Below are 23477 nucleotides of genomic sequence, written 5' to 3' on the forward strand. Positions count from 1 at the left end.
GTGAGGAGCGCCGGTGAACATCGGGGAGATCGCCAGGCGGTCGGGCGTGTCGCGCAGCACCGTCTCGTACGCCCTCAGTGGCAAGCGCCCGGTGTCGGAGGAGACCCGGCGGCGCATCCAGTCGGTCATCGACGAGCTCGGTTACCGCCCCAACGCCGTCGCCAAGGCGCTCAAGGAGGGCAGGACCCACACCATCGGCCTGGTCATTCCCCCCGCGCCGGCGCCTGACCGACATGCAGCTCGGCTTCGTGGCCAGCGTCGTCGACGCCGCCGCACGCGCCGACCTGGACGTCCTGCTGTCGCCGTCCGGGGGCGAGCACGACCGTTCGTTCGAGCGCGTGGTCGGCAGCCGGCGCGTCGACGGCGTCGTCGTCATGGAGATCCGGCTGGAGGACGACCGGGTCACCCGCCTACGCGAGACCGGACTGCCGTTCGTCGGCATCGGCCGCACCGCCCGCCCGGAGGAGATGTCCTGGCTCGACATCGACTACGAGACCCTGATCTCCCGATGCGTCCATCACCTGGCCGACCTGGGCCACCGCCGCATCGCCCTGGTCAACCGCTCAGCGGAGCTGGTGGCGGCAGGATACGGTCCCGGCCACCGCGCCCAGGCCGGCTTCGCGCGCGCCGTCGCCGAACGCGGCCTGGAGAGCGTGGAGACCTGCTGCGCCGACGACGCCCAGTCCGGCATGTCCTGCGTCGAACGGCTCCTCGCCGAGCACCCCGGCCTGACCGCCGTCGCCACCATCAACGAGGCCGCCGTCCCGGGCATGTACCACGCGCTGTCCCAGGCGGGCCTGACCGTGCCCAGGGACTTCTCCATCGCCGGAGTCGCCGCCCAGGACTGGGCGGAGAATCTCCACCCACCCCTCACCGCCGCCGACGTGCCCGCCGACGAGCTCGGCGCCCAGGCCGTGGAGATGCTCATCCAGCTCATCGCCGATCCCGTGACCCCCCACCGCCACGTCCTCGTCGCCCCACCCATCTCCCTACGCGGAACGACCGCACCCGCACGCGCCCACGACCCACTCCACTGACGACGGCGTCGTACCCCGGTACCGCACGACGGCGAACGGCCCGGCGGTGTGCGCAGGCCCTCTCGGCTGGACGCGGTCGAACCGGTTCGCTGAGTGCGGCGGACGGCGGCGAACGCCTAGCCCACGCAGACCGCGGGACGATGTGACAGACGGCTTCGCGCGGGCGTGGGAGCGCGGCTGTGGGTCACTCCTGGACGGGTCGGACGTCATCCATAGGCATACTCGTCGATATCCAGTTCCGCTCGCGTCAACCGGAGGAACTCCAGCACCCTGGCGTCAAGATGCCAGCCCAGCAACTGATGCTGTCCCGCAAGCTTCTCGAGGCCCTCAACCGGGTTGGTGTCCTCTTCTTCCTCGCCGTCCGGATGCTCAAATATCCGAACGACCTGCAGCTTGCTGGCACCTGGTCGTCCATCCATCCGGTCAATCTCGGCGGCCAGGGCGCCGATGCGTTCGGCATGGGCGAACAACCTGTCCACGATCCGGGCTATCTGCTCGTCCACGGTAAGGCGGGCCGTACGGCAGACCACTCGCCACGTGTGTGCAACCGGCCGAGGCGGATCGACAATGCGACTACCGCGCGTTGTCACCTCGTCGGGCTCAACACGCAGCCGAGCGGTGATCTCGGTTGCTGACATCTGCGTTGAAGACAAGGCGAAGTAGGCGTACTGGGAGACGCGCACGCGGGCACCCTACCGATGACCGTCGCCCGCTTGCCCAGCCGGAGCGAGCCGAACCGACGTCCTGATCCGTAGCCGACGGCAGCGCCTCGCCAGAGCAACGCCGTCACACCCCGATTACCCGTGAACGTTTACGCACGGCGTTGTTGGACGCGGTCCTCAGCCAGGGCCATGTAGAGACCGAACACCCACAGAGGCCCCGTCCTTGATCAGATCCGTACGACTAGGGAGCGTTGGCTCATGAGAATCGTGTCTCATCCGCCCTTCGGCGAAGTGCACTGCTGGTCGATAGCCCGCTTGGAGGCATGCCGCGTCGATGGAGGTAGGGCGCCGACTCCCGTTCAGTGTCCGATGCGTCCCTTGGGACACCACCAGCTTGGGAAGTCGGTGCAGCTGATCGTTGATCACCTGTGGCACTGCTGACCTGCGTCTCCTCGGTGCTCTCCCCGTGAGCGACCGTACGTGACCGTGATCGTCCGCTCTGACGGGCACGCAACGGGCACGGCTGGCGGATTTACAGGACGCCATGGATCTTGGCGCTACTCCCCGGCTGACTTGCACAGAGCCCCGGTCGGTCCTTCCGACACAGGCGACGCATTCCGCATATTTTCCGGATCTTGCTCGACCACTAACCCTTGGGAGTGATCATCTAGTTGGGCGCTGCCAGGGTGCGCAGGACGTCGAACTCGTTGCCCTCGGGGTCGGCCATGACCACCCAGCTCTGGCCAGGGCCCTGGCCCACGTCCACCTTGGCGGCGCCAAGGCCAAGCAGCCTGGCCACCTCGTCGTCGGTACTGCGGTCGATTGGGCTGACGTCGAGGTGGAGCCGGTTCTTCACGGTCTTGCCCTCAGGCACCCGGATGAACACCAGGGTGGGCGGCATCTGGCGGGCCCGGACCTCCTCGACGGTCGGCTCCCAGGAGCCGATCTCGACCTTACCCTCGCTCCGGTCGATCACCTTGAAGTCCAGGACCGCGCACCAGAAGGCCGCGAGGCGCTCCGGATCGTGGCAGTCGACAACCAACTCGGTGAACCTACTTGTCATGACTCTCCCAGACAGTGCGGACGGCGGCTCAGCCTACGGGGTCCCGCCACCCGTCCGGCAAGTCGGGGATGACCCGGCCTCCACCCCAGCCACCGACCACCGTGCGCCGCGTGCGGCCCAACTCCATCCCCGAGCCTGAGCGCCCCCGCCGGAGGCATCTTCTACAGCGCCCGCGCTCTGGTGAGCGGGCTGCCGTCCAATCGCCGAAGGCGACCCAGCGGGCGAACGAAGTGAGTTGGCCGGCGGCCCTGCGCCCGTCCCGAGCGAACGATCCGACCGGATGAGGCTGGAGAGAATCCGCGGTTGGGTCTTCGTCCGGTGGCCGCCCGACCGGCACGACCGGAGGGACCGGCGCCCACGCCGCACGCCCGTAGGGCGTGGCGTAGCGGGAGCGCACCACGCGGTTGATGCGCGATGCCGCATCTTGGGGTTTCCGCCTGGCGCAACGACGCCCCAACGAACTACCGCCCGAGTTTGAGATCGATTGGGACGGTGATCTTCCTCTACTGATGGTCAAGTCGAAAGCCGCGGATCCCTTCTTTGCCCGAGGCCGCTCATACCAACCAACCATCGCCGAGGTTGACGAATACCTCGACAGAGCTCACAAGGGCCTTCTCTAAGGGCTGTCCCGTGGCTGCTCGTTACGGTGAGTCGGTAACGCCAGGTCGGCGATCAGCCGAAGAGGAGATCGACGTCCTTTTCGACACACAGTTGCAGTACGACCACCAACTGGCGGGCGTCGTCGATGTGCCGCTGAAGGAGCGGATCGAAGCTTCCCTCTTGCCAGTGGTCGGCGATCTCCTTCAGGCGTGGCAGGATCGCGGCGCATTGGGTGGGCGTGAGGCCGGGGCCGTCGTCGTCGGGGTGATCGAGAAGCGGTGTCAGCGTAGTGGAGACGTTGCTCCAGGGGCGCTGCCCGCCGAAGCCGTGCATCTCGTCAAGAGCGAATCCCTCGGTCTGCGCCAGCCACCGCCGGAACACGCCAAAGCCGGTGTAGGACCAGGAGACGTCCGGACTGTCGGTGTCGTCGTCTCCTGGAAACAAAACGAGCCCCACGATGTCCTCCTCGTTGGCCTGTCGGTGGCGACGCGCCGGCTCCACGGCGCACGGGGCCCCCGCCGAGGCGTCCGCGCGGAAGGCGTAGCTCCTTACAACACGAGCCTCCTGGAGGGTGGCCGGATGTTGTCAGACGGCGGCCCAGCCGTCGTCGACGGGGAGGACGGCGCCGTTGACAAAGGACGCGGCGTCGGAGGCCAGGAAGACGATGGCGGCGGCCTGCTCCTCCGCCGAACCAAGTCGGCCGATGCCGGCGCCGATCAACCCGCCGATGACGGTGGGTCCGTGGGCTTCCGCACCGGCGTCCACGCGTATGTTGGTCGCGGTGGGACCGGGGGCGACGGCGTTGGCGCGGATGCCCTGTCCCCGGTACATGACGGCCAGGTTCTTCACCAGGCCGACGATGCCGTGCTTGGAAGCGGTGTAGGCGGCGCCCGCCGCGCCGCCGCGCAGACCGGCCTCGGAGGCGGTGAAGACGATCGAGCCGTGTCCGGCGGCCAGCATGTGCGGCAGGACGGCACGGGTCAGCAGGAACGGCGCCGTCAGATTGATCCGGATGACCCGCTCCCACTCGGCGTCGTCGGTCTCGCCGAGCGCGGACATGCGGTCCATGATCCCGGCGTTGTTCACCAGGACGTCCAAGCGGCCGAAGGCCTCCATGGTCCGCTCGACGACCGTGTCCACGACCTGCTGGTCGCTCAGGTCACCGACGACCGCGAGGGCGTCTCCCCCGGTGGCCTCGATCTCCTTGACGGTCTCCTCGGCGCCCGTCCGATCGAGGTCCGCGACCAGTACCTTCGCACCTTCCTGCGCGAACCTCAGGGCCGTGGCCCTGCCGATTCCGGACGCGGCGCCGGTGACGACGACACCGCGACCTTCGAGCCCCATACCGATCATGTGACGCGCCTTCTCTGTGTGAACTTCCTGCGGTTCTCGCCGAAGCCGCTGGTGTACGTGGTGGTCACGCCCGTTCCTCCGCGACGAGCACCTCGTCCATGCCGCCGTCCGCACGCCAGCGCCGGAGCAGTTCGTGGAAGGCCACCGGCCCGTCGGCGTATGCCTCCCTCCGCTCCCGGGGCATGCCCTCGTTGTTGTAGTAGCCGGGGGTGCACTCGGCCTGGAACTTGTACAGGTCGGGCGCGTTCTTCCGAAGTGTGGCCAGCCAGTCGTCCTGGGCCTCGGGGCTCGGCTCGACGTACCGGGCCCGGCGCGCCCGGGCCTGCGCGACCACCTCGGCGACGTGGGTGGCCTGCTCGTCGAGGACGTGGACGAAGTTCACGGCGGTCGCGCTCTGCGTCGGGCCGAGTTGGAAGAGGTTGGGGAATCCATGGGTGTAGAACCCGTGGAGCGTTCTGGGCCCCTGCGACCAGGCCTGGAACAGGTGGACGCCGTGCCGTCCGTACACGGGCAGTCGTCCGGAGAGGATCCCGGAGATGCCCGCCTCGAAGCCGGTCGCGAAGATGATGCAGTCGACCTCGTACGCCCGGTCGCCGACCACGACGGCGTTCTCGGTGATCCGCTCGACGCCGTGCGTGTCGGCGGTGTCGACGAGGGTGACGTCGGGTCGGTTGAAGGTCTGCAGGTAGTCGTCGCTGAACGTGGGCCGCTTGCACATGTAGCGGTACCAAGGCTTGAGCTTCTCCGCCGTGTCCGGGTGCTGAACGATGGCGTCGACCCGGGCGCGGATCTCGTTCATCTTCTGGAAGTCGGCGAGTTCGTAGGCGCGTTCGCGCTCCTCGGCCGGAACGTCCGCGTACGCGTTGGTCGGGACGAGCTTCTCCTGGAGGCGAGCGCTGCTGGTCCAGGCGTCGCTCACCAGGTCCTCGTCCGTCCGGATGCCGGTGACGACCTTCAGGAAGTTCTCCATACGCTGCCGCTGCCAGCCGGGCTTCAGTGAGCCTGCCCAGTCCGGGTCGGTGGGGCCGTTGTCCCGTACGTCGACGGAGGAGGGCGTGCGCTGGAACACGTACAGGTGCTTCGCGTCCCGTCCCAGGTGGGGCACGACCTGGATGGCGGTCGCGCCGGTGCCGATCAGGGCGACGCGCTTGTCGGCCAGCTTGTGCAGGCCGCCGTTCGCGTCGCCTCCGGTGTAGCCGTAGTCCCAGCGGCTGGTGTGGAAGGTATGTCCCTGGAAAGTCTCGATGCCGCGGATGCCAGGGAGTTTGGCCTGGCTGAGCGTTCCGGTGGCGACGATCACGTAGCGGGCCCGCATGCGATCGCCGCGGTCGGTGGAGACGGTCCACTCCGACTCGGCGTCGTCCCACCGGAGTTCGGTCGCCCGGGTCTGGAAACAGGCGTCGTCGTAGAGGCTGAAATGCCGGGCGATGGCCTGTGCGTGCTGCCGGATCTCCTCCCCCGGCGCGTACCGCCACCTGGGGACGTAGCCGACCTCCTCCAGCAGCGGCAGGTAGATGTACGACTCGATGTCGCAGTGGATTCCCGGGTAGCGGTTCCAGTACCAGGTGCCGCCGAAGTCCCCACCTTCGTCGATCACCCGGATCGACTCCACGCCCGCCTGCCGCAGTCGGGCGGCGGCGAGCAGGCCACCGAACCCGCCGCCGACGATCAGCGCCTCGACCCGGTCGTGCAGCGGCTCTCGCGTGTACGTCGGGTCCGCGTAGGGGTCTTCGGCGTAGTAGCCGAACTCGCCGCCGGTACCCCGGTATTGGGCGTTTCCGTCGGGGCGGATGCGACGGTCGCGTTCGGCGCGGTACTTGGTCCGCAGGGCGTCGGGGTCGAAATCGAGGTCGGGGTCCGTGGAGCGGGAGGCACGGGGGGCGGACATGCGTGTCCTTGTCCTCTCTGGTTCGTTCCAGGTGGCCGCGAAGCATCGGAGATCAAAAATCTATCACTCAAAAAATTCGAGCCCCGAGGCGTCGACCGCCGACATCGGGTTGCGACCGATCAGTCGGTCGGCTTCTCCTCCTGCCCGGAACCGGCCGTAGGCGCCAGCATCCGCGTGAACGTCACGGCGATCGCGGCGATGTCCACCGTGGGGTCGTGCATCCACTGGATCTGCAGGCCGTCCAGCATCGCCAGCACCGCCCTGGCAAGGTGGTCGGCCGGCTCGTCGGCTCGGATGATTCCGGTCCGCTGCAGCTCCTCCAGGTCCCGCGTGACCTCGGTTGCGAGGTTCCGGTAGCGCTCGGCGAAGTAGCCGTGCGCGGGGCTCTCCGGATCGGTGGCCGCCGCCGAGAGCGTGACGTACAGCTTGGCCAGCCCCGGGTGGTCGGTGATGTGACGCGTGCCCGCCACCATGCCGTCGATCAAGGTCTGCCCCTCCCCCGTTGGATCGGCGAACGCCTTGCCCAGCACGTCCCGCCGCTCCAGAACCGCGAGGAGCAGGTCGTCGCGCGTGGGGAAGTAATACGTCAGCGCCGGCTGCGTGACCCCGACCCGGTCGGCGATGTCCTGCAGGGAGGCCCGTTCTCCGTGCTCGTCGATGGCCTCATAGGCAGCCTGGAGAATCTGTTCCCGTCGTTCCGCGCTCTTGCGATACGGGCCGCGCCGTTTTCGCTGGTTGGTCACTCGCCAGACCGTACTTCAGGGCGGTGCCCGTCCTGCTCCTCGGCTCGGCCGGGTGCCGCCGTGTCAGGGCGCCGGCGCCCGGCAGGCCGTTCTCATCGGCGTTCCTGAACCATCGAATCGGTTCATTCAAGGCGTCGCAAGCACGTACCGCCAGAGCAACCAGATCTGCCCAGCGCCAGGCGCTGCCACTGTCCGCCGGAGAGGTGGATGCCGCTCGTCCGCGCGGCCTCCTCCTTGTCGTCCTCCTCGTCCCCTGTGTGGAACAGCCTGCTCAGCATCGTCTGATAGCCGGCCGGCAGCCACTCGACGATCTCGTGGACCCCGGCACGCTCGGCGGCGGCCCGGACCCGGTCCTGGTCGTCGATCGCCTCCAGGTCCCGGGTCCGATGTTCTCGGCCGCCGTGAGGTCGTAGTCCATGTAGTCCTGGAACACCGCCCCGATCCGCTGACGCAGCTGCGCCACCGGAACGTCGCGGATGTCCACCCCGTCCCACAGCACGGCGCCGCGCTGCGGATCGTAGAACCGGCAGAGCAGCTTGACGAGTGTGCTCTTGCCTGCGCCGTTGAGCCCGACCACGGCCAGGCTGGTGCCGTACGGGATGGTGAGGTTCAGCCCGCGCAGAACCCACGGGGCGTCCTCGCCGTAGCGGAACCACACATCGCGCAGTTCGATGGCGTGGACCAGCGGGGCGAGTTCCCGGGGCTGTGCGGGCCCGGCCAGGTCGTCCCCGGTCCCGACCACCGTCAGGTAGTGGTGGAATACCAGAGCGAACTGATGTCCCGTGGCGATGCTCTGCACCAGAGTGCTGAGCCCGGACTGGACTCCGGCCGCCGATGAAGACCGAGACATCGCCGATGCTGATCGTCTTGGTGGCCGCGGCGTGCACGGCCCACAGCAGTCCCCCGGCCGCCAGTAGCGCCCCGAGGGCGGCGAGGAAGACCTGGACGCGCACGACGCTCCGCTCCAGCCGGTCCTCGGCGTCGTTGGCCGCGCGCAGTTCGGTGAGCATCCGGCCGTGCAGGAAGCCCCCAGCCCGAACAGGCGGACCTCTTTGGCGGCCTGCAGGTCCGTCAGCAGCATCTGGTAGAAAATCTTCCGCCGCACGCCGGGGCTGGTTCGCCACAGCAGCCCCGCCCGCCGCCGGCTGAGCGTCAGATGGGCGATCATCGCGGGTACGGCGGCCGCCAGCGCGGCGCCCGCCATGATCGGGTTGATCGCCATCAGGGTGCCCAGGAAGCCGGCGATGCCCAGGGTCCCCTGCAAGGTGGACAGGCCCATGTGGACCAGCCGGTCCGGGGCACTTTCGGCGGACTGCTGGGCCAGCCGCAGCCGGTCATGGAAGCGCGGTTCCTCCAGGCGTGCCAGCCCGTTCATCCGGTTGACCGCGCCGAACAGCCGGTCCTGTGAGAGCAGCCCGATGGCGCGCCGGGCACGCCCCTGTGCATAGGTGGTGACGGCCGAGGTGGTGGCCATCGCGATGCCCAGGGCACCGATGCCGGCCGCCATCCACACCAGCGCCCCGGTTCGGGGGTGGGAGGCGGTGAGCTCGTCGAGCGCGACCTTGGTCAGCCAGGCGGTGGCCACCGGCGCCGTGCCATCGATCACCGCCATGACGAGTTGGAGGAACGGCATGCCGGGGCTGGCCTGCCAGGCGAGTGCGTAGGCCGCCTTCATACTGCGGACGACGGAGACGCCGGACTCCGTCACGTCATCGTCGCCGCTCATGGCGCTGAAGGCCGCGCGGTCTCGCCCAGCCCCTGCAGGCCGACGCTGGCGGCGGTGGCGACCCCGTCAGGACCGTAGCGGGCGGACCCGGGGTAGAAGCGAACCCCGAAGGCAGTGCCGACGGGCGCGTCGAGGAATTCGGGCACCACATGGTCCGCGATGCCGACGAGCCGGGCGGCCAGTTCGCTGCCGGCCGCGTCGACACCGACCACCGTGGCCAGTACCCGACCCCCCGCGTCCCGCACCCGGCGCGCGTGCTCGGCGAACTCCGGCACGCTGTCGTCGCAGCCCGAGCAGTCCAGCGACAGGAAGGCGATCAGCGCCGGCCGGCCAGCTCGTCCCTGTTGACGGTCGCGCCGTCGGCGGTGGTCGCGGTGAACTCGGGCATCCGGTCTCCGGGCGCGATGCCCAGGTCCGGGTTCCTGTCGACGTGGTCGTGGCGGTGGTGCTGGGCGGCTGGCGGAGCGCTCATACGGGCACGCCGGCGACGCACCACGGCCACGGTCAGCACGAGGTTCAGCGCGGTTACCACCGCGACCAGAACGAGCCCTGCGACGAGGTACTTCACGGATGTCCTTTCCGGCTCCGGCGCCTCACCGGCCGAGGTCCCCGGCCGCGGCCGGGGACTGGAAAAGCGCGGCGATGTCATCGACGAAGACGACCAATGCGGTGAGCACGCCCGCCGAGACTACGGCCAGCGCGATTCCTGGTACCTGGCCGGGAACGCCGTCGCCGCGAGATATCGCCACGAACGAGCCCAGGATCGCCGCCGCCAGCAGCACCGCGTTGCGGGCGATGTGCCAGCCGCTCATTGGCACTTCGCTAGCGCCGAAGCAGGCGCACTTCACCTTCTTCCCGCGGGCCACGACGAGGGTCGGTACGGCCGTCAGGCCGCAGCAGAACAGTGCGGCGGCGAGGAAACCGGCGGTGACCGTGGCGGGCAGGGCCAGCAGCAGCGCGATGAGCAGCTCGGCGGCCGGGACAGCCGCGGCCAGCGGGCGGCGCAGCCGCGCGGGGATGAAGTCGAAATCTTTCAGGGAGGCGGCGAAGACACTTGGTGAGCGCAGCTTGGCCACCGCCGCCAGCGTCATCACCGCCACCAGGGTGAGGCGGCAGGCGAGCGATACGTACAGCAAGGAAGCTCCTGGAAGAGGTGGTGCGTGAGCGCGCGGCCGCTTGTTCCTCCTTTGTGGGGGTGAACTGTTTCCACGCACGGGCCAGGTGCGGCCGAGAAAGGGTCGAACGCGGCGGACGAGGCCCGCGGAGCATGGTGGGTGGCGCTTCGGCGCGCTAAGGGGCGGCCAGTTCGGTGCGCAGGGCGGAGAGGCCCACGCCCGCCGAGGTCACCATGCCGTTGGGGCCGTACCAGGCGTAGGTCGGGTAGTGCTTGGCTCCGTACCGCTGCGACAGCTCGGCCTTCGCGTCCTCGGCGATCACGATGTCCATCACGTCGCTGAGCGTCGCGGCCAGCTCGCTGTCGGCCGAGTCGTCTCCGTGGACGATCGCCAGGGAGGTCCCACCGCCGGCCCGCAGCCGCTCGGCGTGCTCGGCGAAGACGGGCACGGCCTCGACGCAGACCTTGCACGTGAGGGAGAAGAACCCGACCAGGGTCTCCTTCCCGAGCAGCGTCCGCTCCGTCACGGCGGTGCCGTCGAGGGCACGGGCCGAGAAGTTCGGAATCCGACCCATCCGAACGTTGGAGACGGCTCCGGTAGTGGGAAAGCCGCCTGCGGCATCCAGCTCTCGCCACCGACGGAGCATGATCAGCAGGATCGCCAGGTTCAGCACAGCGACGACGCCGACCAGCACCAGCCCCACTACAGCGAATATCACGACATGCGTCCTCTCCCAGAACCTACGGGAACCGGTAGGCCGCGGCCACGCGCCCATGATCGTCTAAAAGAGATCTTGCCGCAATGCCGGATATGCAACGGCGCTTAATCCCTGGTTCCGGCGATGACAGCCAGACCACCCGACCACACGCATCCCGGTGCCCGAGGCCGTCACGGCGTACGGAACCCCCGAAAGGTGACGTGCTTCCGGGTCTCGAAACCGAGCCGCTCGTAGAGGGCGATCGCGCCGGTGTTCGTCTCGGCCACGTGCAGGAAGGGACGTTCGTCGCGAGCCACGATGCGCGCGACGAGCGCACGGACCAGGCGGGCGGCGTGGCCTCGCCCGCGTGCCTCGGGAGCCGTGCAGACGGCGCTGATCTCGGTCCATCCCGGTGGCCGGAGCCGTTCGCCCGCCATCGCCACCAACGTGCCGTTGTCGCGGACGCCGAGATAGGTGCCGAGTTCATGGGTGCGGGGCCAGAACGGCCCCGGTTCGGCCCGCGCGACGAGGTCGAGCATCTCGGGCACGCTGTCCGCGCCCAGTTCGATCACACCGGCCTCGGCACCGGGGGGAATGCTGCCGGGCCAGACCATCTGGCGGCCTTCGAGGACGAAGACCGGCTCCCAGTCCGACGGCGGGATCGCCGGGCAGCTGAACATGTCGGCGAACTCGCCTGGACCGAGCAGCCGAGCGAGGTCGGCCCACTCCCCCGGATCCGGGTCGGCGGTCACCGCGGAGAAGGTCGCGACTTCCGGCAGGTAGGTGGCGGCCCGGCCGAAGCGGCGGGCGAGATGTGCGTGGTGGCCGCGGAGTGATTCGCCCACCGGGTCGTCGAGTGCGACGACGTCGCGGTCCTCCATCGTGCTCGCGCCTCTCGTCTCGTACGGGGCCTACCAGGATTCCGTACGGGCCCGCACCAGGTCCCCGCGGGAGCGGCGATGGACCGGCAGCCCTCAGGGCCGGCGACTCGCCGCCGGCGGAGTCCAGAACTACGGCCACGGCCGTGTGTCGATGGATCAAGAGACAGTCCGCATCCGAGGCGATGCTCGCCGATACGCTCGGGCAATGCCGAATTCCCGTGGTGCGACTCGGTTTCGCAAGCCGACTGCCCCCAGACTCCCGCGCCAACTGACGCGCATCGCCGTCGCCGAGCAGCCGATCGGAGACGACCAGGTGCTGTTGTCCCTGGAGCTTCACGGCAGCGGCTGGACCGGGATACAGGCGGAGGATGTCGAGGTGAATCGGTGCCGGTTCACCAATGCTCAGTTTCCTGGTGTGATTCTTCCGCGGGCCCGGCTCGAGGATGTCGAGATGATCCGCTGTGATCTGGCCAACATGCAGATCACCGATGGGCGGATGTTCACCACCCAGTTGGCGAACTCCAGGCTCACAGGGCTGGCGTGGATCGGCTGCGGCATGCGCGATGTCGTGTTCACCGACTGCCGCGCCAACCTCGCCCGGTTCCGGATGTCGACACTACGTGATGTGACCTTCCGCGGCTGCGACCTGACAGAGGCCAGCTTCCAGGCCGCCACCCTCAACGGGGTCGTGTTCGAGAACTGCCGCCTGACCGGCACACAATTCTCCCAAGCGAAGATCATCGACGCCCGGTTCAGCGATTGCGATCTTTCAGGCGTTGGCGGCGTCGAGGGCCTTCGCGGTGCCACCGTGTCGGCCGCCGACGCGCAGAGCCTCGTGTGGGCCCTGGCCTCCGCGTTCGGCATCAAGATCGAGGAAGACTAGACGGGCCCCGGCTGCCGGTGACGCGTACGGCACTGTCGGCGCTCGGCACCGCCTGTGGACCGACCGCGTCCACGGGTGGGCCTTTGCCGAGATGCGGGCATCGGCACCTGCGTACTGAGGCTGCTGGAGCCGGTCTGGTCAGGTCGCTTCTGGTTCCAGCGGAAGCAGGACGGGGGAGAGAGCGTTCAGCGCGGTCGTGAGCAGACGCGCCCCCGTCCTGACCTGTCCGTCGGCATCGTCGAGCAGAGCGTGACACTCTCGTACGGCGGCGTCCCGTTCACGGCCGTACACAGCGAAGACCTCCTGAATCGCCGTGTGGATCCAGTCGGACGTGTTGTCGTCGGCGACGGCGAGCGCCCGCGAGATCACGGCATACCCGGCCTTGTCCTGCCGGCGAAGCAAGGCGACCGCCGTCGCCCAGGTCACGAACGTGTCGTGAGTGTCGAGCACAAGCGCAACGAGCGGTTCACGAGCCTGCCGCAGGTCGGCGAAGACGGCCAGGGCGCGACCCGCGTCCGCCCTGTCCTGATGATCGGCACTGCGCGCCATGGTGATCAAAGAGACCACCACCGCGCGCCTCGATCCACTCTGACTCATCCCGTGTAGTCGGTGGTATGGCTTGCAGCGCCGGTCGGCCAAAGATATCTGCCGTTGTCGGCCGTCGAATAGGTGTGGTCGCCGTCGCCGGAACGAGCTTGGATGAGGTTGCCACGCCAGGTGGAGCCTCGAGCCGACCCGCCCCAGATGTTGCCGTACAAGAAGCCGTACACCTGCTCGAGCTCGGCCGAGAAGATGTTTCCGGTGACGGTGATGTTGGTGGCGTTGTCGACGTCGCCGATATGCACGGCATAACCCCAGCCGGAAACATAGTTGTTCGTAACTGAAATATGATCATAGACACCGCTGCCCTGCAGGGCCAGGGCGTTGGTGTTGCCCAGAGAGGCCAGGGTGTTGTGGTCGACGATCATGGGGCCGCCATCACCTTCGCTCTGCGGCCCTATACCGTCATGGTGATACACGTCGTGCGACGTATCGGCCATATCGTGAATGTAGTTGTTGGTCCAGGTCGATGGACGCCCCGGGAAGCCCGTGACCATCTCCAAACCCGCGTTACCCCAGATGTCATTGTGGTCCATGACGGCAACGGCTTCCTTCATCGTCGTGGACAACTGCCAGGACTTGTCGAAAGGCGTGCCAGGCTTGGAATGCGACGACGAGACGGTGCCATCGTTACCAGGCGGCATCGAGTAGGAGTTGGGCTTGAACGTCGAGTACAGGAACTTGATGTTGTTGTCGGAGTATATCTGTACAAGATTATCGTTGGGGTCGGTGCCCTCGAACAAGCAGCCGACGAAGGTGAGATTGTCGCCGTAGATATTTACCTTGGCAGCCAAAAAGTGCTTGAAGGAGATAACGCTGTTGTCCGGGTAGCTGAGCGTCAGTGGTTTGTCGGCACTCATGCCCGACGCATAGTCGGTAAGGTGGCCTGGATACGCACCCAAGCCCAGGCCGCCGGCGTCGGCCGGAGTGTTGACATAGCCCGTGTTGGAGAAGTCCGGCCAGTATCCGGAGCCATCGTTGGGCCGCGCATCGATGGCCGAGACGCCCGCGGCCGTCGTCCGAGTACGGGATTCGGCACCGACAGTGACATCGGCGACGAGGATGGACGCGATGAACACGAGAGCTGCGACAGCGGAGAGAGAACCTCGAGTCATCGCACGGGCGAGCGGAAGACGCCGACGCTTTTTCAGGTCTATATAAGATGATCCCTTGATGTCGTGCTCCCGTTCAGTCGATATGTGATTCGCGCCGCTAGGTCGATGAAATATCCCAGTTCGGCATTGCCGTCATGGCGCCGATGATTCGGAGCGGGCAATACGCGAACCGGACGTTAGCGATCTTCACCCGGCTGGTCAACGCGCACGCCCAGCGCGCAGAGCACCTTGTTCAACGGCTTGGCGGGCGGGCACCGTCGATCGCGGCCAGCAGCTTGTCGGTGCTCACCTCCCCCATCCGGTCGAGCTCGAGGAGCTGGTCGATGATCTTTTCGCCCAGGCCCTCGACGTCGAGCAACGCGAGTCACCCGGGGGGATCGGGCGACGGGCGTTCCCAGGGGGGCGCGTCTTCCCATCCGTGCCGAGCATCCAGCGGGCTCTGCAGGGCGTGGATGTCGGTGGCTTGCCGTTTAATCGAGGGCGTGGACATAGGTGAGCGCATTGCTGAGCTGACCGCTGAGGTCAAGCGGCTGAACGACCTGTATTACGGCACCGGCGACAGCCCGCTGCCAGACGCCGACTACGACGCGTTGAAGGACGAGCTGGCGGCGCTCGTCGCCGAGCACCCGGAGCTGGAGCCGGCCGACAGCCCGCTCGGCAAGGTCAACGCGCCCGCGGAGCTGACCGGCCCGACGGTGCGGCACGCGCGTCCGATGCTCTCATTGGCGAAGGCAACGGGTGAGGAACAGATCCGCACCTTCTGCGAGCGCTTCGGCGGCCAGGTGTTCCGTGTGTCGGAGAAGCTCGACGGACTCTCGCTCAGCGTGGTCTACCTCGACGGGAGCCTGGACCATGTCGCCACGCGCGGCACGGGCACGGTCGGTGAGCTGGTGACCGAGAAGGTGCGGTACGTGATTCCCGGTCTGCCGGTCGAGATCGACGTGCCGGGGCGTGTGGAGGTCCGCGGTGAGGCGGTGATGCTGCGGTCGGTGTGGGCCGCCTACAACGAGGCACACCCGGACCGTACGCTGACCAACCCGCGGTCGGGCGCGGCCGGGACGCTGGTGCTGAAGGACCCCGCGGCGGCCGCGGCCGCCCAACGGCTGCTGCGGTTCTTCGCGTTCGGTGCCGACCGTGACGGCGCCGCGCTGGAGATCCCGGCGGGCTTCGAGCCGGTCGCCCAGTACGTCTGCGCGAGCGTCGAGGAGGTGCTGGCGGCGATCGAGGAGATCGGCGACCGCCGCGACGGGCTGGACTACGACATCGACGGCGCGGTCATCCGGTTGCATACGCCGGCGGCGTTCGACGCCGCGGGCTTCAACAGCGCCGAGCCGCGCGGGGCGATCGCGTTCAAGTACCCGCCAGAGGAGAAGCTGACGAGGCTGCTGTCGGTGGAGTGGCCGGTGGGCAAGATCGGCCGGGTTCCGCCGCGCGCGAGGGTCGCGCCGGTGTTCGTCGGCGGCGTGACCGTGGAGAACGTCACCCTCCACAACCCCAGGCTGATCCGTGAGCGCGACCTGCGGATCGGGGACATGGTGGCCGTCGTACGGCGCGGCGACGTGATCCCGTTCGCGGGCCGCTCGCTGCCCGAGGAGCGCGACGGCACCGAGGTCGAGATCATCCCGCCGGCGCACTGCCCGTCGTGCGGTTCCGAGCTGGAGGTCCGCGGCACCGGCGAGGAGCGCTGGTGCGTGAACCTGCAGTGCCCGGCGCAGGCGACGCGCCGACTGATGCACTGGGCCTCGCGGCAGGCCGCCGACATGGAGGGCGTCGGCGACGTCTGGATCGAGAAGCTCGCCGAGGACGGCGTGCTCAAGCGCCGTAGCGACTTCTATGACCTGACGGCTGAGCAGCTGCTCGGCTACGAGCGGATGGGCGAGGTCAGCGCCAAGAACATGGTCGACTCGATCGCGTCCTCGAGGGGCATGGGGCTGCGGCGCGCGCTGATCGGCCTGGCGATCCCGATGGCTTCGGAGGGCACGGCCAAGCGCCTGTGCCTGGCCGGCTACGAGCGTATCGAGGACGTCGCCGCGGCGACGGCCGAGGACCTGGTGGCGATCCGCGACATCGGCCCGAGAGTCGCCGCGAGCGTCGTCGCGTTCTTCGCCCGCACGGAGGTCAAGGAGGAGATCGCCAGGCTGCGTGAGCGCGGCGTCGACCTCGACGTGCTGGACGAGGACCGGCCACTCGACGCGGCCGCCGCGGGCGACTCGCCGCTGAAGGGCAGGTCGGCCGTGATCACCGGTGCGTTCACCGACCCGCGCTCGGGCGCGAAGATCAGTCGCCCGGACGTCACGCGCCTGGTCGAGCAGGCGGCGGCGACGACCGCCTCGTCGGTCTCGGCCAACACCGACTACCTGCTCGCCGGCGACAACGTCGGAGCCGCCAAGACCGCCAAGGCCGAGAAGCTCGGCGTCACGATCGTCCGGCAGGACGAGCTGTGGCAGTGGCTGGCCGAGGCCGGCGTGCTCTAGAGCCGCTCCGTCCTTCCCGCACGCCGCTAAAACCGGCGGCCCCAGCTCGCGCCTCCGCATCGTCATCCGCAGCTCGCCGTGGCGCGTCCTTTCCGCAGAGGGCTGAAAGGGTCGACGATGGACGATGGCTACTGGATGGACTACGGCAACGGCTGGCCGCCTCCGCCAGAGGCCTTCAGGCCGCGCTCGCGGCCGTCGCGCCCCCGTCGGCTCCTCCGGGCTTTACGCCTGCACGGCGCTCCGATCATGGGCTGTGCCATCTGTCTGTGGTGGTCGCTCCGCGAGCTGCTCATCGTGCTGCTGAGCTGACGAATACGCCCCGCTCCCCACCGAGGTCGAGGAGCGGGGCCGCCCTGCCGGCCGATGAGCGGTCTTGACAGGACAGGAAAACCTTTGCACGCTCTCAACGGCGTTTCCGTACGGTGAGGGTGGGCGTAATGGGCATTCGAACTCTCCGGGCCGCCGGCGGCCTGGCCGGCCTGACGGCGTTGATCGCGTCCCTCGTCGCGACGCCGGGAGCGGCAACGGCGGCGCGTCTGTCCCCGGGTACGGTTCCCGGACGGCAGGCGGCGCGGGCCACCGCGGCCCTCCCTCCTGAGCAACGGGCGGCGCGGCTCGTCGCCCAGCTGACGCTGGACGAGAAGATCTCGCAGTTGCACGGCATCCAGGACGCCGAGCACCTCCGTTATGTCCCCGGCGTCCCCCGGCTCGGCATCCCGCCCCTGCGGATCACGAACGGTCCGGCCGGCATCGGCCACAGCGACGACCGTCCGTACAAGCCCGCCACCGCGCTGCCCGCGCCGATCGGCCTCGCGGCGACCTTCGACACCCGCCTCGCCGAGGTGTACGGGACGGTGCAGGCGAACGAGACCCGCGACCTGGCGCACGGCCTGATCGAGGCACCCGACATCAACCTGACGCGCGTCCCGCAGAACGGCCGGACCTTCGAAACGTACGGCGAGGACCCGTACCTCGCCGGGCGGCTGGCGGTCGCGAACATCCGCGCCATCCAGCGGAAGGGCGTCATCGCCGAGGTCAAGCACTTCGCGGCCAACAACCAGGAGACCGACCGGCTGACCGTCGACGAGCGCGTTGACGAGCGGACCCTGCAGGAGCTCTACCTGCCCGCCTTCGAAGCATCAGTGAAGGAGGGACATGTCGGATCGGTCATGTGCGCGTACCCGAAGGTGAACGGCTCCTACGCGTGCGAGAACCCCTACCTGCTGGACACCGTGCTGCGCGGGCAGTGGGGTTTCAACGGGTTCGTGCAGTCCGACTTCGGCGCGACGCACAGCACGGTGCCGTCCGCGCTCGCCGGTGAGGACCTGGAGATGGCGACCGGCACGTACTTCGACACCGCGATGCGCCAGGCCGTCGAGTCGGGCCAGATCAAGGAGTCGGTGATCGACCGGATGATCGCACGGCGGTACACGGTCATGATCCGGGCTGGTCTCTTCGACCGGCCGCTCACGCCGGCGCCCATCCCCGCGCAGCAGGACGGCGCCATCGCCCGGAGCATCGCCGAGCAGGGCACCGTACTGCTCAAGAACTCCGGTGCGCAGCTCCCGCTCGCCCCCGCCCGGACCCGGTCGGTCGCGGTGATCGGGCCGTACGCCGGCGCGGCGCGTACCGGTGGCGGCGGCAGTTCACAGGTGCTGCCCCTCTACACGGTCGACCCGGTCACCGGGATCAAGAACCGGCTGCCGTCCGGTTCGACCGTCTCGTACTCCGACGGCTCCGACGTGACGGCCGCCGCGACGCTCGCCCGGTCGGCGGACGTCGCGATCGTCATGGTGGGCGACGACGAGAAGGAGGGACAGGACCGAACCGGCCTGTCCCTGTCCGGCGACCAGGATCGGCTCGTCGCGGGGGTGGCGGCGGCCAACCCGCACACCGTCGTCGTCGTGAAGAGCGGCGCGCCGGTGCTCATGCCGTGGCTGGACAAGGTGCCCGCCGTCGTCGAGGCGTGGTATCCGGGAGAAGAGGACGGCAACGCGGTGAGCGCCGTCCTGTTCGGGGACGTCAACCCGTCCGGCAAGCTTCCGGTGACCTTCCCTCGCGCCGACGCGGACACCCCGGCGCACACGCCGGAGCGGTGGCCCGGCGTCGGCGGCACGGCGACGTACTCCGAAGGCCTGCAGATCGGCTACCGCTGGTACGACGGCCAGAACATCACGCCGCTGTTCCCGTTCGGCTTCGGCCTGTCCTACACCACCTTCAGGTACGGGCGGCTGCACGTCAGCCCGGTGCCAGCGCGTGACGGCAGGGTCACGGTCCAGGTGGACGTCACCAACACCGGGCGCCGGGCCGGCACCGACGTGGCGCAGGTGTACGTGAGCGATCCGGCCGTCGCCGGCGAACCGCCCCGCCAGTTGAAGGGCTTCCAGAAGGTGTCCCTGCGGCCGGGCCAGACGCGGCGGCTGACGTTCACCCTCGACCGACGGGCCTTCTCGGTCTGGGACACGGCCGCACACGCCTGGACGACCGTTCCTGGCTCGTACCAGGTCGCGGTCGGCGACTCCTCCCGCGACCTGCCACTTCGCGCCACGGTCCACGTCGCCGGCGCCGCGCGCTCCTGACCCGGGTGAGAATCAGTGATCAGCGGTCGGATGCGCGTATGGCGTCACGGAGAAGAGGAAGCGCGTCCGGATCCGCCAACGCCGACCCGACGGCGACTCCACGGCAGCCGGCGGCGATGAAATCCGGCGCGTTGGAAGCATCGATCCCGCCGGTGGCGACGAAGCGGGCGGTGGGGAAAGGGGCCTGTTGGGCGACGATCCAGCCGGCACCGAGTTGCCGGGCCGGAAACGCCTTCAGCCAGGTGAGCTCATGCTCCAGGGCAGCGGCGATCTCGGTGGCGGTCGCCACACCAGGAAGGTGCGGAAGTCCGGTTCGGCGGGATTCCATGACGACGGCGGGGTGCAGGCCGGGAGCGACCGTGAACGCGACGCCCATGTCGCGGACCGCGGTCAGTTGGTCGACCGTCGTCACGGTGCCCGCGCCGACGGGTTTGCCGTGTTGTCGCGCCGCGGCGAGCGCCGCCCGGAGTGCGGGCAACGCGTCGGACGTCTGGACCGGGATCTCGACCAGTTCGACACCGAACCGCCAGGCCTGTTCGCACATATCGACGGTCTCGTCCGGGCTGAGGTTACGAAAGATCCCTAGGATCGGGTTGCGGTCGAGATGATGTTGGAAGAACTCAGCGCTGGTCATTGCCGTCTCCTTTCCAGCCGAGCCTTTTGGACACTTCGTTTCCGGCGGCGCGGAATTCGTTCAGGTGCTTGCGGAGTTGCTCCAGTGGAGCGACGGCGCTCAGCGCGGTGATGGATATTCCGTGGGTGACCTTTCCCCGAGCGTCGAAGACGGGGAGGGCGACGCAGTTGATGTAGTCCTCGTGCTCACCGCGGTCTTCCGCCCATCCTCTGGAGCGGATCAGATCGAGCTCCTTTTCGAGTTCGGTCCGGTTGGTGATGGTCGTCGGCGTGAAGCGTTCGAAGGTGGCGTCGTCGAGGATGCGGCCCCGGGTCTCGTCGTCCTGGTAGGCGATGATGACCTTGGCGACTCCGGCGGTGTGGGTGAGCGCCGGCAGGCCGATGCGGGAACCCATCGCGACCGTTCCGCGTCCGTCGATCTTGTCGACGTAGACGACCTGGTCCCCGACGAGCTCCCCGAGGTGAACGGTGTGCCCGTATCGCTCGCTCAGCTCCTGGAGAACGGGGTGCGCCAGGGAACGGGCCTCGACCTGGTCGAGTGCCATCTGACCGAGCGCTATGAGCTGGAACCCCATGCCGTAGATGCCTCCGGGCAGGCGCCGGACGAAGTCGTGCTCTTCGAGCGTCTGCAGCAGCCGCAACGCGGTCGACTTGTGCACGCCGAGACGGTCGGCGATCTCCCCGAGTGAGCGACCCTGACGAGAGACGAAGCCGATGATGTCAATCGCACGAGCTACGGTCTGCGACATGGGTGATCGCCCCTTCGGTTGAGAGCACGGCGTCCGCACCGGGGTACGGCGTTCGGTCGTCGAGCATCCGTACGACCTGCCGGGCCGCCGGCACTTCCCGCGCTTCGAGGCGATCCGGGCCGGCCCATGTCACCGCTCGCATCGATCCCGGCCTCACACCGACACTGCGTTGCATATATTGCAATGGTTTTGCACCATATGCAAAAGCTAGATCGCATCGCGGTAACATGTCAACGGCTCGGCCTCCCCGCCGCGTTCGAGTGCCGGCAGAGCGGCCTCCGGGTCGCCCTGCAGGACGGCGAGGAATCCCCGGGCGAAGTACGCCCATGGGTGAGCGGCCGACTCGGCATGCAGCGCCTTGTCCGTGAGATACGACCGGATCAGGGCCGCCGCCTCGAGCGCGGCCTGGTCGCGAAGGTCGAGGGCGGCCATGACGGCGTTGCCGACCAGCGCCGGATCGTGCAGCTCGGCGAGCTCGACCAGCCAGACGCCGTCCGGGAAACCTCGTCCGAGGTCGGCCGCGAGGCGGGTCTTGCCCACACCGCCCGGCCCGGCCAGGGTGACCAGACGCGCGACCGTCAACCGTTTCCTGACTTCGGCCAGCTCGTCGCGGCGGCCGACGAAACTCGTCGGCTCGGAACGAAGGGGTGTGCGGGCGGGGCTCATGAGCGAGACGACTTCGAGCGGCCGAGCGATTCTCTGGGTCACTCCGATGTCGAGGAGGCGGTGTGGGCCGCGCGGACGACAGGGGTGCTGGCGCGGGTGCTGCAGCATCAGCGCCCCTCGGCACTGCAGAGCGCGAATCTCGGGGCGGCCGCCGCACCGCCGCGACCGGCGCGCGTCCGCGCCGCCGCGATGTGGGCGCCGGCCACCGGATGCAGCCGAGGCGCCACATCGGAGATCGTGCCCGCGCTGCGCGACACCGACCCCACGGTACGGCTGCAGGCGGTGCGAGCGTTGCGGGCGCAGCAGGACACCGACGCCACCGTGGTCTTCAACGCGGTGCGCCCGCTTCTGGCCGACGTGAGTCCCGCCGTCCGGCGGGCGGCGATTTCTGTTCTCACCGACGCCGCGGTCCGCGAACGCGCCGCACGCGTTCTCGGAAACGTCGCCGACGCGGAGTGAGCCGACCGGTGGTGCGGAACGCCTTCGGCGTTCCGCACCACTCGTCCGAGACGACCTCAGTTCGAGGTGGGGAAGTTGAACGCCGCCGTGTGGCTGTCCGTCTCGGGCCAGCGCGTGGTGACGACCTTCGGGCGGGTGTAGAAGCGCACGCCCTCGGCCCCGTGGATCGGGCTGTCGCCGATCAGCGAGTCCTTCCAGCCGCCGAAGGAGTAGTACGACATCGGCACCGGGATGGGCACGTTGACGCCGATCATGCCGACCCTGACCCGGCGCTGGAACCGGCGTGCCGCCTCACCGCTGGAGGTGAACAGCGCGGTGCCGTTGCCGTAGGGGTTGGCGTTGATGATCTCGATGGCCTCGTCGAGGGTGCCGGCGCGCACGATCGAGAGGACGGGGCCGAAGATCTCCTCGGTGTAGGCCGCCATGTCCGTGGTGACGTGGTCGAGCAGGGACGGGCCGGCGAAGAAGCCGTCCTCGTGCCCGTCGACGGTGAGGTCCCGGCCGTCGACCACCACGGTGGCGCCCTGCTCGGCGCCGGTCCCGACCGCGGCGACGACCCGCTGCCGGGCCGCGTCGGTGACCAGCGGTCCCATGTCATTGCTCGCGTCGGAGCCGGGGCCGACCTTGACCTCGCGGGCCTTGCGCGCCAGGACCTCGACGAGCGCGTCGCCTGCCGAGCCGACCGCGACGCCGACGGACACGGCCATGCAGCGCTGGCCCGCCGAGCCGAAGGCGGCGGCGGTGAGGTGGTTGGCGGCGTACTCCAGGTCGGCGTCGGGCAGCACGACGGCGTGGTTCTTCGCGCCGCCGAGCGCCTGCACCCGCTTGCCGCTCGCGGTGGCGCGCTCGTGCACGTACTTCGCGATCGGGGTGGACCCGACGAACGACACCGCCTCGATGTCCGGGTGGTCGAGGATCGCGTCCACCGCGGCCTTGTCGCCGTTGACGACGTTGAACACGCCGTCGGGCAGCCCGGCCTCGGCGTACAGCTCGGCCACGAGCGCGGACGCGGACGGGTCGCGTTCGCTGGGCTTGAGCACGAACGTGTTGCCGGTGGCGATCGCGATCGGGTGCATCCACAGCGGCACCATGATCGGGAAGTTGAACGGCGTGATGCCGGCGCACACGCCGAGCGGCTGCCGGAAGTTGTGCACGTCCACGCCGCGCGACACCTGGTCGGAGAAGTCGCCCTTGAGCGCGTCGGCGATCCCGCAGGCGTACTCCACGATCTCGCGGCCCCGTACGATCTCGCCGCGGGCGTCGTCGACGACCTTGCCGTGCTCGCTGGAGATGATGCGCGCGAGCTCGTCCTCGTGCTTCACCAGCAGCTCGCGGAAGGCGAACATGACCTTGACGCGCTGGGACAGCGACGAGTCGCCCCACGCCACGAAGGCCTTGCTCGCGGCCGCGACCGCGGAGTCCACATCGGCCGTGTCGGCCAGCAGCACGTCGGCCTGGCGGGCTCCGGTGCCCGGGTCGTAGACGGGCGCCGTACGGGTCGAGTTCGCCGGGGTGGCGGCGCCGTTGATCCAGTGTTCGATGGTCTTCACGCCT

24 protein-coding genes and 1 pseudogene are annotated in these 23477 nt (G+C 68.8%); 6 read left to right on the forward strand and 19 right to left on the reverse strand.

All coding sequences use genetic code 11. The features are described 5' to 3' along the window. Positions 1 to 13: 13 nt before the first annotated feature. Both ACYVF7_RS30190 and ACYVF7_RS30195 read left to right on the forward strand, forming a co-directional pair. Positions 14 to 142, forward strand: a pseudogene (locus tag ACYVF7_RS30190) (LacI family DNA-binding transcriptional regulator); the annotation flags it as partial. A gap of 91 nt (positions 143 to 233) precedes the next feature. Further along, the gene (locus ACYVF7_RS30195; RefSeq protein ID WP_460347418.1) at positions 234 to 1037 is read left to right on the forward strand and encodes a LacI family DNA-binding transcriptional regulator; all 804 of its coding nucleotides are present in this window, start codon (positions 234 to 236) and stop codon (positions 1035 to 1037) included. Positions 1038 to 1243: 206 nt separating this feature from the next. Here ACYVF7_RS30195 and ACYVF7_RS30200 read toward each other — a convergent pair whose 3' ends face one another. From ACYVF7_RS30200 to ACYVF7_RS30255, 12 genes are all read right to left on the reverse strand, one after another. Continuing rightward, complete coding sequence (locus ACYVF7_RS30200; RefSeq protein WP_460347420.1) at positions 1244 to 1720, reverse strand: DUF4279 domain-containing protein; 477 nt, start codon at positions 1718 to 1720, stop codon at positions 1244 to 1246. 646 nt (positions 1721 to 2366) lie between these two features. Continuing rightward, positions 2367 to 2762 carry a VOC family protein gene (locus tag ACYVF7_RS30205; RefSeq protein WP_460347422.1) on the reverse strand — a complete coding sequence of 132 codons (396 nt, stop codon included), beginning with the start codon at positions 2760 to 2762 and terminating at the stop codon, positions 2367 to 2369. 672 nt (positions 2763 to 3434) lie between these two features. Then, positions 3435 to 3818 carry a hypothetical protein gene (locus ACYVF7_RS30210; RefSeq protein WP_460347424.1) on the reverse strand — a complete coding sequence of 128 codons (384 nt, stop codon included), beginning with the start codon at positions 3816 to 3818 and terminating at the stop codon, positions 3435 to 3437. Between the two features lie 129 nt (positions 3819 to 3947). Next, the gene (locus tag ACYVF7_RS30215; RefSeq protein WP_460347426.1) at positions 3948 to 4715 is read right to left on the reverse strand and encodes an SDR family NAD(P)-dependent oxidoreductase; all 768 of its coding nucleotides are present in this window, start codon (positions 4713 to 4715) and stop codon (positions 3948 to 3950) included. A 64-nt stretch (positions 4716 to 4779) separates the two neighbouring features. Next, positions 4780 to 6603: a flavin-containing monooxygenase gene (locus tag ACYVF7_RS30220; RefSeq protein ID WP_460347428.1), complete on the reverse strand. Its 1824-nt coding sequence runs from the start codon at positions 6601 to 6603 to the stop codon at positions 4780 to 4782. 119 nt (positions 6604 to 6722) lie between these two features. Continuing rightward, entirely contained in the window at positions 6723 to 7346 is a 624-nt protein-coding gene (locus ACYVF7_RS30225; protein ID WP_460347430.1) for a TetR/AcrR family transcriptional regulator, read from the reverse strand. Positions 7347 to 7617: 271 nt separating this feature from the next. Further along, positions 7618 to 9072: an ATP-binding cassette domain-containing protein gene (locus ACYVF7_RS30230; RefSeq protein WP_460347432.1), complete on the reverse strand. Its 1455-nt coding sequence runs from the start codon at positions 9070 to 9072 to the stop codon at positions 7618 to 7620. Beyond that, positions 9069 to 9347, reverse strand: a complete 279-nt coding sequence (locus ACYVF7_RS30235) for a hypothetical protein (protein WP_460347434.1) — start codon at positions 9345 to 9347, stop codon at positions 9069 to 9071. The genes ACYVF7_RS30230 and ACYVF7_RS30235 overlap by 4 nt, the downstream gene beginning before the upstream one ends. A gap of 41 nt (positions 9348 to 9388) precedes the next feature. Continuing rightward, entirely contained in the window at positions 9389 to 9640 is a 252-nt protein-coding gene (locus tag ACYVF7_RS30240; RefSeq protein ID WP_460347436.1) for a hypothetical protein, read from the reverse strand. Between the two features lie 25 nt (positions 9641 to 9665). Further along, complete coding sequence (locus ACYVF7_RS30245) at positions 9666 to 10208, reverse strand: MauE/DoxX family redox-associated membrane protein (RefSeq protein ID WP_460347438.1); 543 nt, start codon at positions 10206 to 10208, stop codon at positions 9666 to 9668. Positions 10209 to 10362: 154 nt separating this feature from the next. Beyond that, the gene (locus ACYVF7_RS30250; RefSeq protein ID WP_460347440.1) at positions 10363 to 10905 is read right to left on the reverse strand and encodes a TlpA disulfide reductase family protein; all 543 of its coding nucleotides are present in this window, start codon (positions 10903 to 10905) and stop codon (positions 10363 to 10365) included. Positions 10906 to 11075: 170 nt separating this feature from the next. Beyond that, a complete protein-coding gene (locus ACYVF7_RS30255; protein WP_460347442.1) occupies positions 11076 to 11765 on the reverse strand; it encodes a GNAT family N-acetyltransferase in 690 nt (229 codons plus the stop codon). A 205-nt stretch (positions 11766 to 11970) separates the two neighbouring features. On the opposite strand from ACYVF7_RS30255, the gene ACYVF7_RS30260 reads away from it, so the two are divergent. Then, positions 11971 to 12648 carry a pentapeptide repeat-containing protein gene (locus ACYVF7_RS30260; protein WP_460347444.1) on the forward strand — a complete coding sequence of 226 codons (678 nt, stop codon included), beginning with the start codon at positions 11971 to 11973 and terminating at the stop codon, positions 12646 to 12648. A gap of 138 nt (positions 12649 to 12786) precedes the next feature. Here ACYVF7_RS30260 and ACYVF7_RS30265 read toward each other — a convergent pair whose 3' ends face one another. The 3 genes from ACYVF7_RS30265 to ACYVF7_RS30275 all read right to left on the reverse strand — a co-directional run bounded on the left by ACYVF7_RS30265 (position 12787) and on the right by ACYVF7_RS30275 (position 14721). Continuing rightward, positions 12787 to 13215 (reverse strand): hypothetical protein, encoded by a 429-nt coding sequence (locus tag ACYVF7_RS30265; RefSeq protein WP_460347446.1) that lies wholly within the window; start codon positions 13213 to 13215, stop codon positions 12787 to 12789. A gap of 26 nt (positions 13216 to 13241) precedes the next feature. After that, a complete protein-coding gene (locus ACYVF7_RS30270) occupies positions 13242 to 14327 on the reverse strand; it encodes a hypothetical protein (protein WP_460347448.1) in 1086 nt (361 codons plus the stop codon). A 268-nt stretch (positions 14328 to 14595) separates the two neighbouring features. Continuing rightward, positions 14596 to 14721 carry a hypothetical protein gene (locus tag ACYVF7_RS30275; protein ID WP_460347450.1) on the reverse strand — a complete coding sequence of 42 codons (126 nt, stop codon included), beginning with the start codon at positions 14719 to 14721 and terminating at the stop codon, positions 14596 to 14598. A gap of 124 nt (positions 14722 to 14845) precedes the next feature. Between ACYVF7_RS30275 and ligA the strand changes: the two genes are divergently transcribed. Both ligA and ACYVF7_RS30285 read left to right on the forward strand, forming a co-directional pair. Then, positions 14846 to 16837, forward strand: coding sequence for an NAD-dependent DNA ligase LigA (gene ligA / locus ACYVF7_RS30280; RefSeq protein WP_460347452.1), 1992 nt, complete (start codon positions 14846 to 14848; stop codon positions 16835 to 16837). A gap of 437 nt (positions 16838 to 17274) precedes the next feature. After that, positions 17275 to 19416 carry a glycoside hydrolase family 3 C-terminal domain-containing protein gene (locus tag ACYVF7_RS30285; RefSeq protein WP_460347454.1) on the forward strand — a complete coding sequence of 714 codons (2142 nt, stop codon included), beginning with the start codon at positions 17275 to 17277 and terminating at the stop codon, positions 19414 to 19416. Positions 19417 to 19435: 19 nt separating this feature from the next. Here the strand turns inward: ACYVF7_RS30285 and ACYVF7_RS30290 are convergent, their stop codons facing one another. From ACYVF7_RS30290 to ACYVF7_RS30300, 3 genes are all read right to left on the reverse strand, one after another. Continuing rightward, entirely contained in the window at positions 19436 to 20050 is a 615-nt protein-coding gene (locus tag ACYVF7_RS30290; RefSeq protein ID WP_460347456.1) for a bifunctional 4-hydroxy-2-oxoglutarate aldolase/2-dehydro-3-deoxy-phosphogluconate aldolase, read from the reverse strand. After that, positions 20037 to 20798, reverse strand: a complete 762-nt coding sequence (locus tag ACYVF7_RS30295; RefSeq protein WP_460347458.1) for an IclR family transcriptional regulator — start codon at positions 20796 to 20798, stop codon at positions 20037 to 20039. The genes ACYVF7_RS30290 and ACYVF7_RS30295 overlap by 14 nt, the downstream gene beginning before the upstream one ends. Positions 20799 to 21005: 207 nt before the next feature. Further along, positions 21006 to 21506, reverse strand: coding sequence for a hypothetical protein (locus ACYVF7_RS30300; RefSeq protein ID WP_460347460.1), 501 nt, complete (start codon positions 21504 to 21506; stop codon positions 21006 to 21008). Between the two features lie 18 nt (positions 21507 to 21524). On the opposite strand from ACYVF7_RS30300, the gene ACYVF7_RS30305 reads away from it, so the two are divergent. Next, the gene (locus tag ACYVF7_RS30305; protein ID WP_460347462.1) at positions 21525 to 21923 is read left to right on the forward strand and encodes a HEAT repeat domain-containing protein; all 399 of its coding nucleotides are present in this window, start codon (positions 21525 to 21527) and stop codon (positions 21921 to 21923) included. Between the two features lie 56 nt (positions 21924 to 21979). Here the strand turns inward: ACYVF7_RS30305 and ACYVF7_RS30310 are convergent, their stop codons facing one another. Continuing rightward, entirely contained in the window at positions 21980 to 23473 is a 1494-nt protein-coding gene (locus ACYVF7_RS30310) for a CoA-acylating methylmalonate-semialdehyde dehydrogenase (protein WP_460347464.1), read from the reverse strand. Positions 23474 to 23477: the final 4 nt, after the last annotated feature.

Source organism: Actinoallomurus acanthiterrae (assembly GCF_054775715.1).

Bases quoted from the DNA above. Each gene is read 5' to 3' on its own strand.
- ACYVF7_RS30195 (WP_460347418.1), top strand. From the start codon at position 234: ATGCAGCTCGGCTTCGTGGCCAGCGTCGTCGACGCCGCCGCACGCGCC.
- ACYVF7_RS30205 (WP_460347422.1), bottom strand. From the start codon at position 2,762: ATGACAAGTAGGTTCACCGAGTTGGTTGTCGACTGCCACGATCCGGAG.
- ACYVF7_RS30215 (WP_460347426.1), bottom strand. From the start codon at position 4,715: ATGATCGGTATGGGGCTCGAAGGTCGCGGTGTCGTCGTCACCGGCGCC.
- ACYVF7_RS30220 (WP_460347428.1), bottom strand. From the start codon at position 6,603: ATGTCCGCCCCCCGTGCCTCCCGCTCCACGGACCCCGACCTCGATTTC.
- ACYVF7_RS30230 (WP_460347432.1), bottom strand. From the start codon at position 9,072: ATGAGCGGCGACGATGACGTGACGGAGTCCGGCGTCTCCGTCGTCCGC.
- ACYVF7_RS30255 (WP_460347442.1), bottom strand. From the start codon at position 11,765: ATGGAGGACCGCGACGTCGTCGCACTCGACGACCCGGTGGGCGAATCA.
- ACYVF7_RS30260 (WP_460347444.1), top strand. From the start codon at position 11,971: ATGCCGAATTCCCGTGGTGCGACTCGGTTTCGCAAGCCGACTGCCCCC.
- ACYVF7_RS30285 (WP_460347454.1), top strand. From the start codon at position 17,275: ATGGGCATTCGAACTCTCCGGGCCGCCGGCGGCCTGGCCGGCCTGACG.
- ACYVF7_RS30290 (WP_460347456.1), bottom strand. From the start codon at position 20,050: ATGACCAGCGCTGAGTTCTTCCAACATCATCTCGACCGCAACCCGATC.
- ACYVF7_RS30295 (WP_460347458.1), bottom strand. From the start codon at position 20,798: ATGTCGCAGACCGTAGCTCGTGCGATTGACATCATCGGCTTCGTCTCT.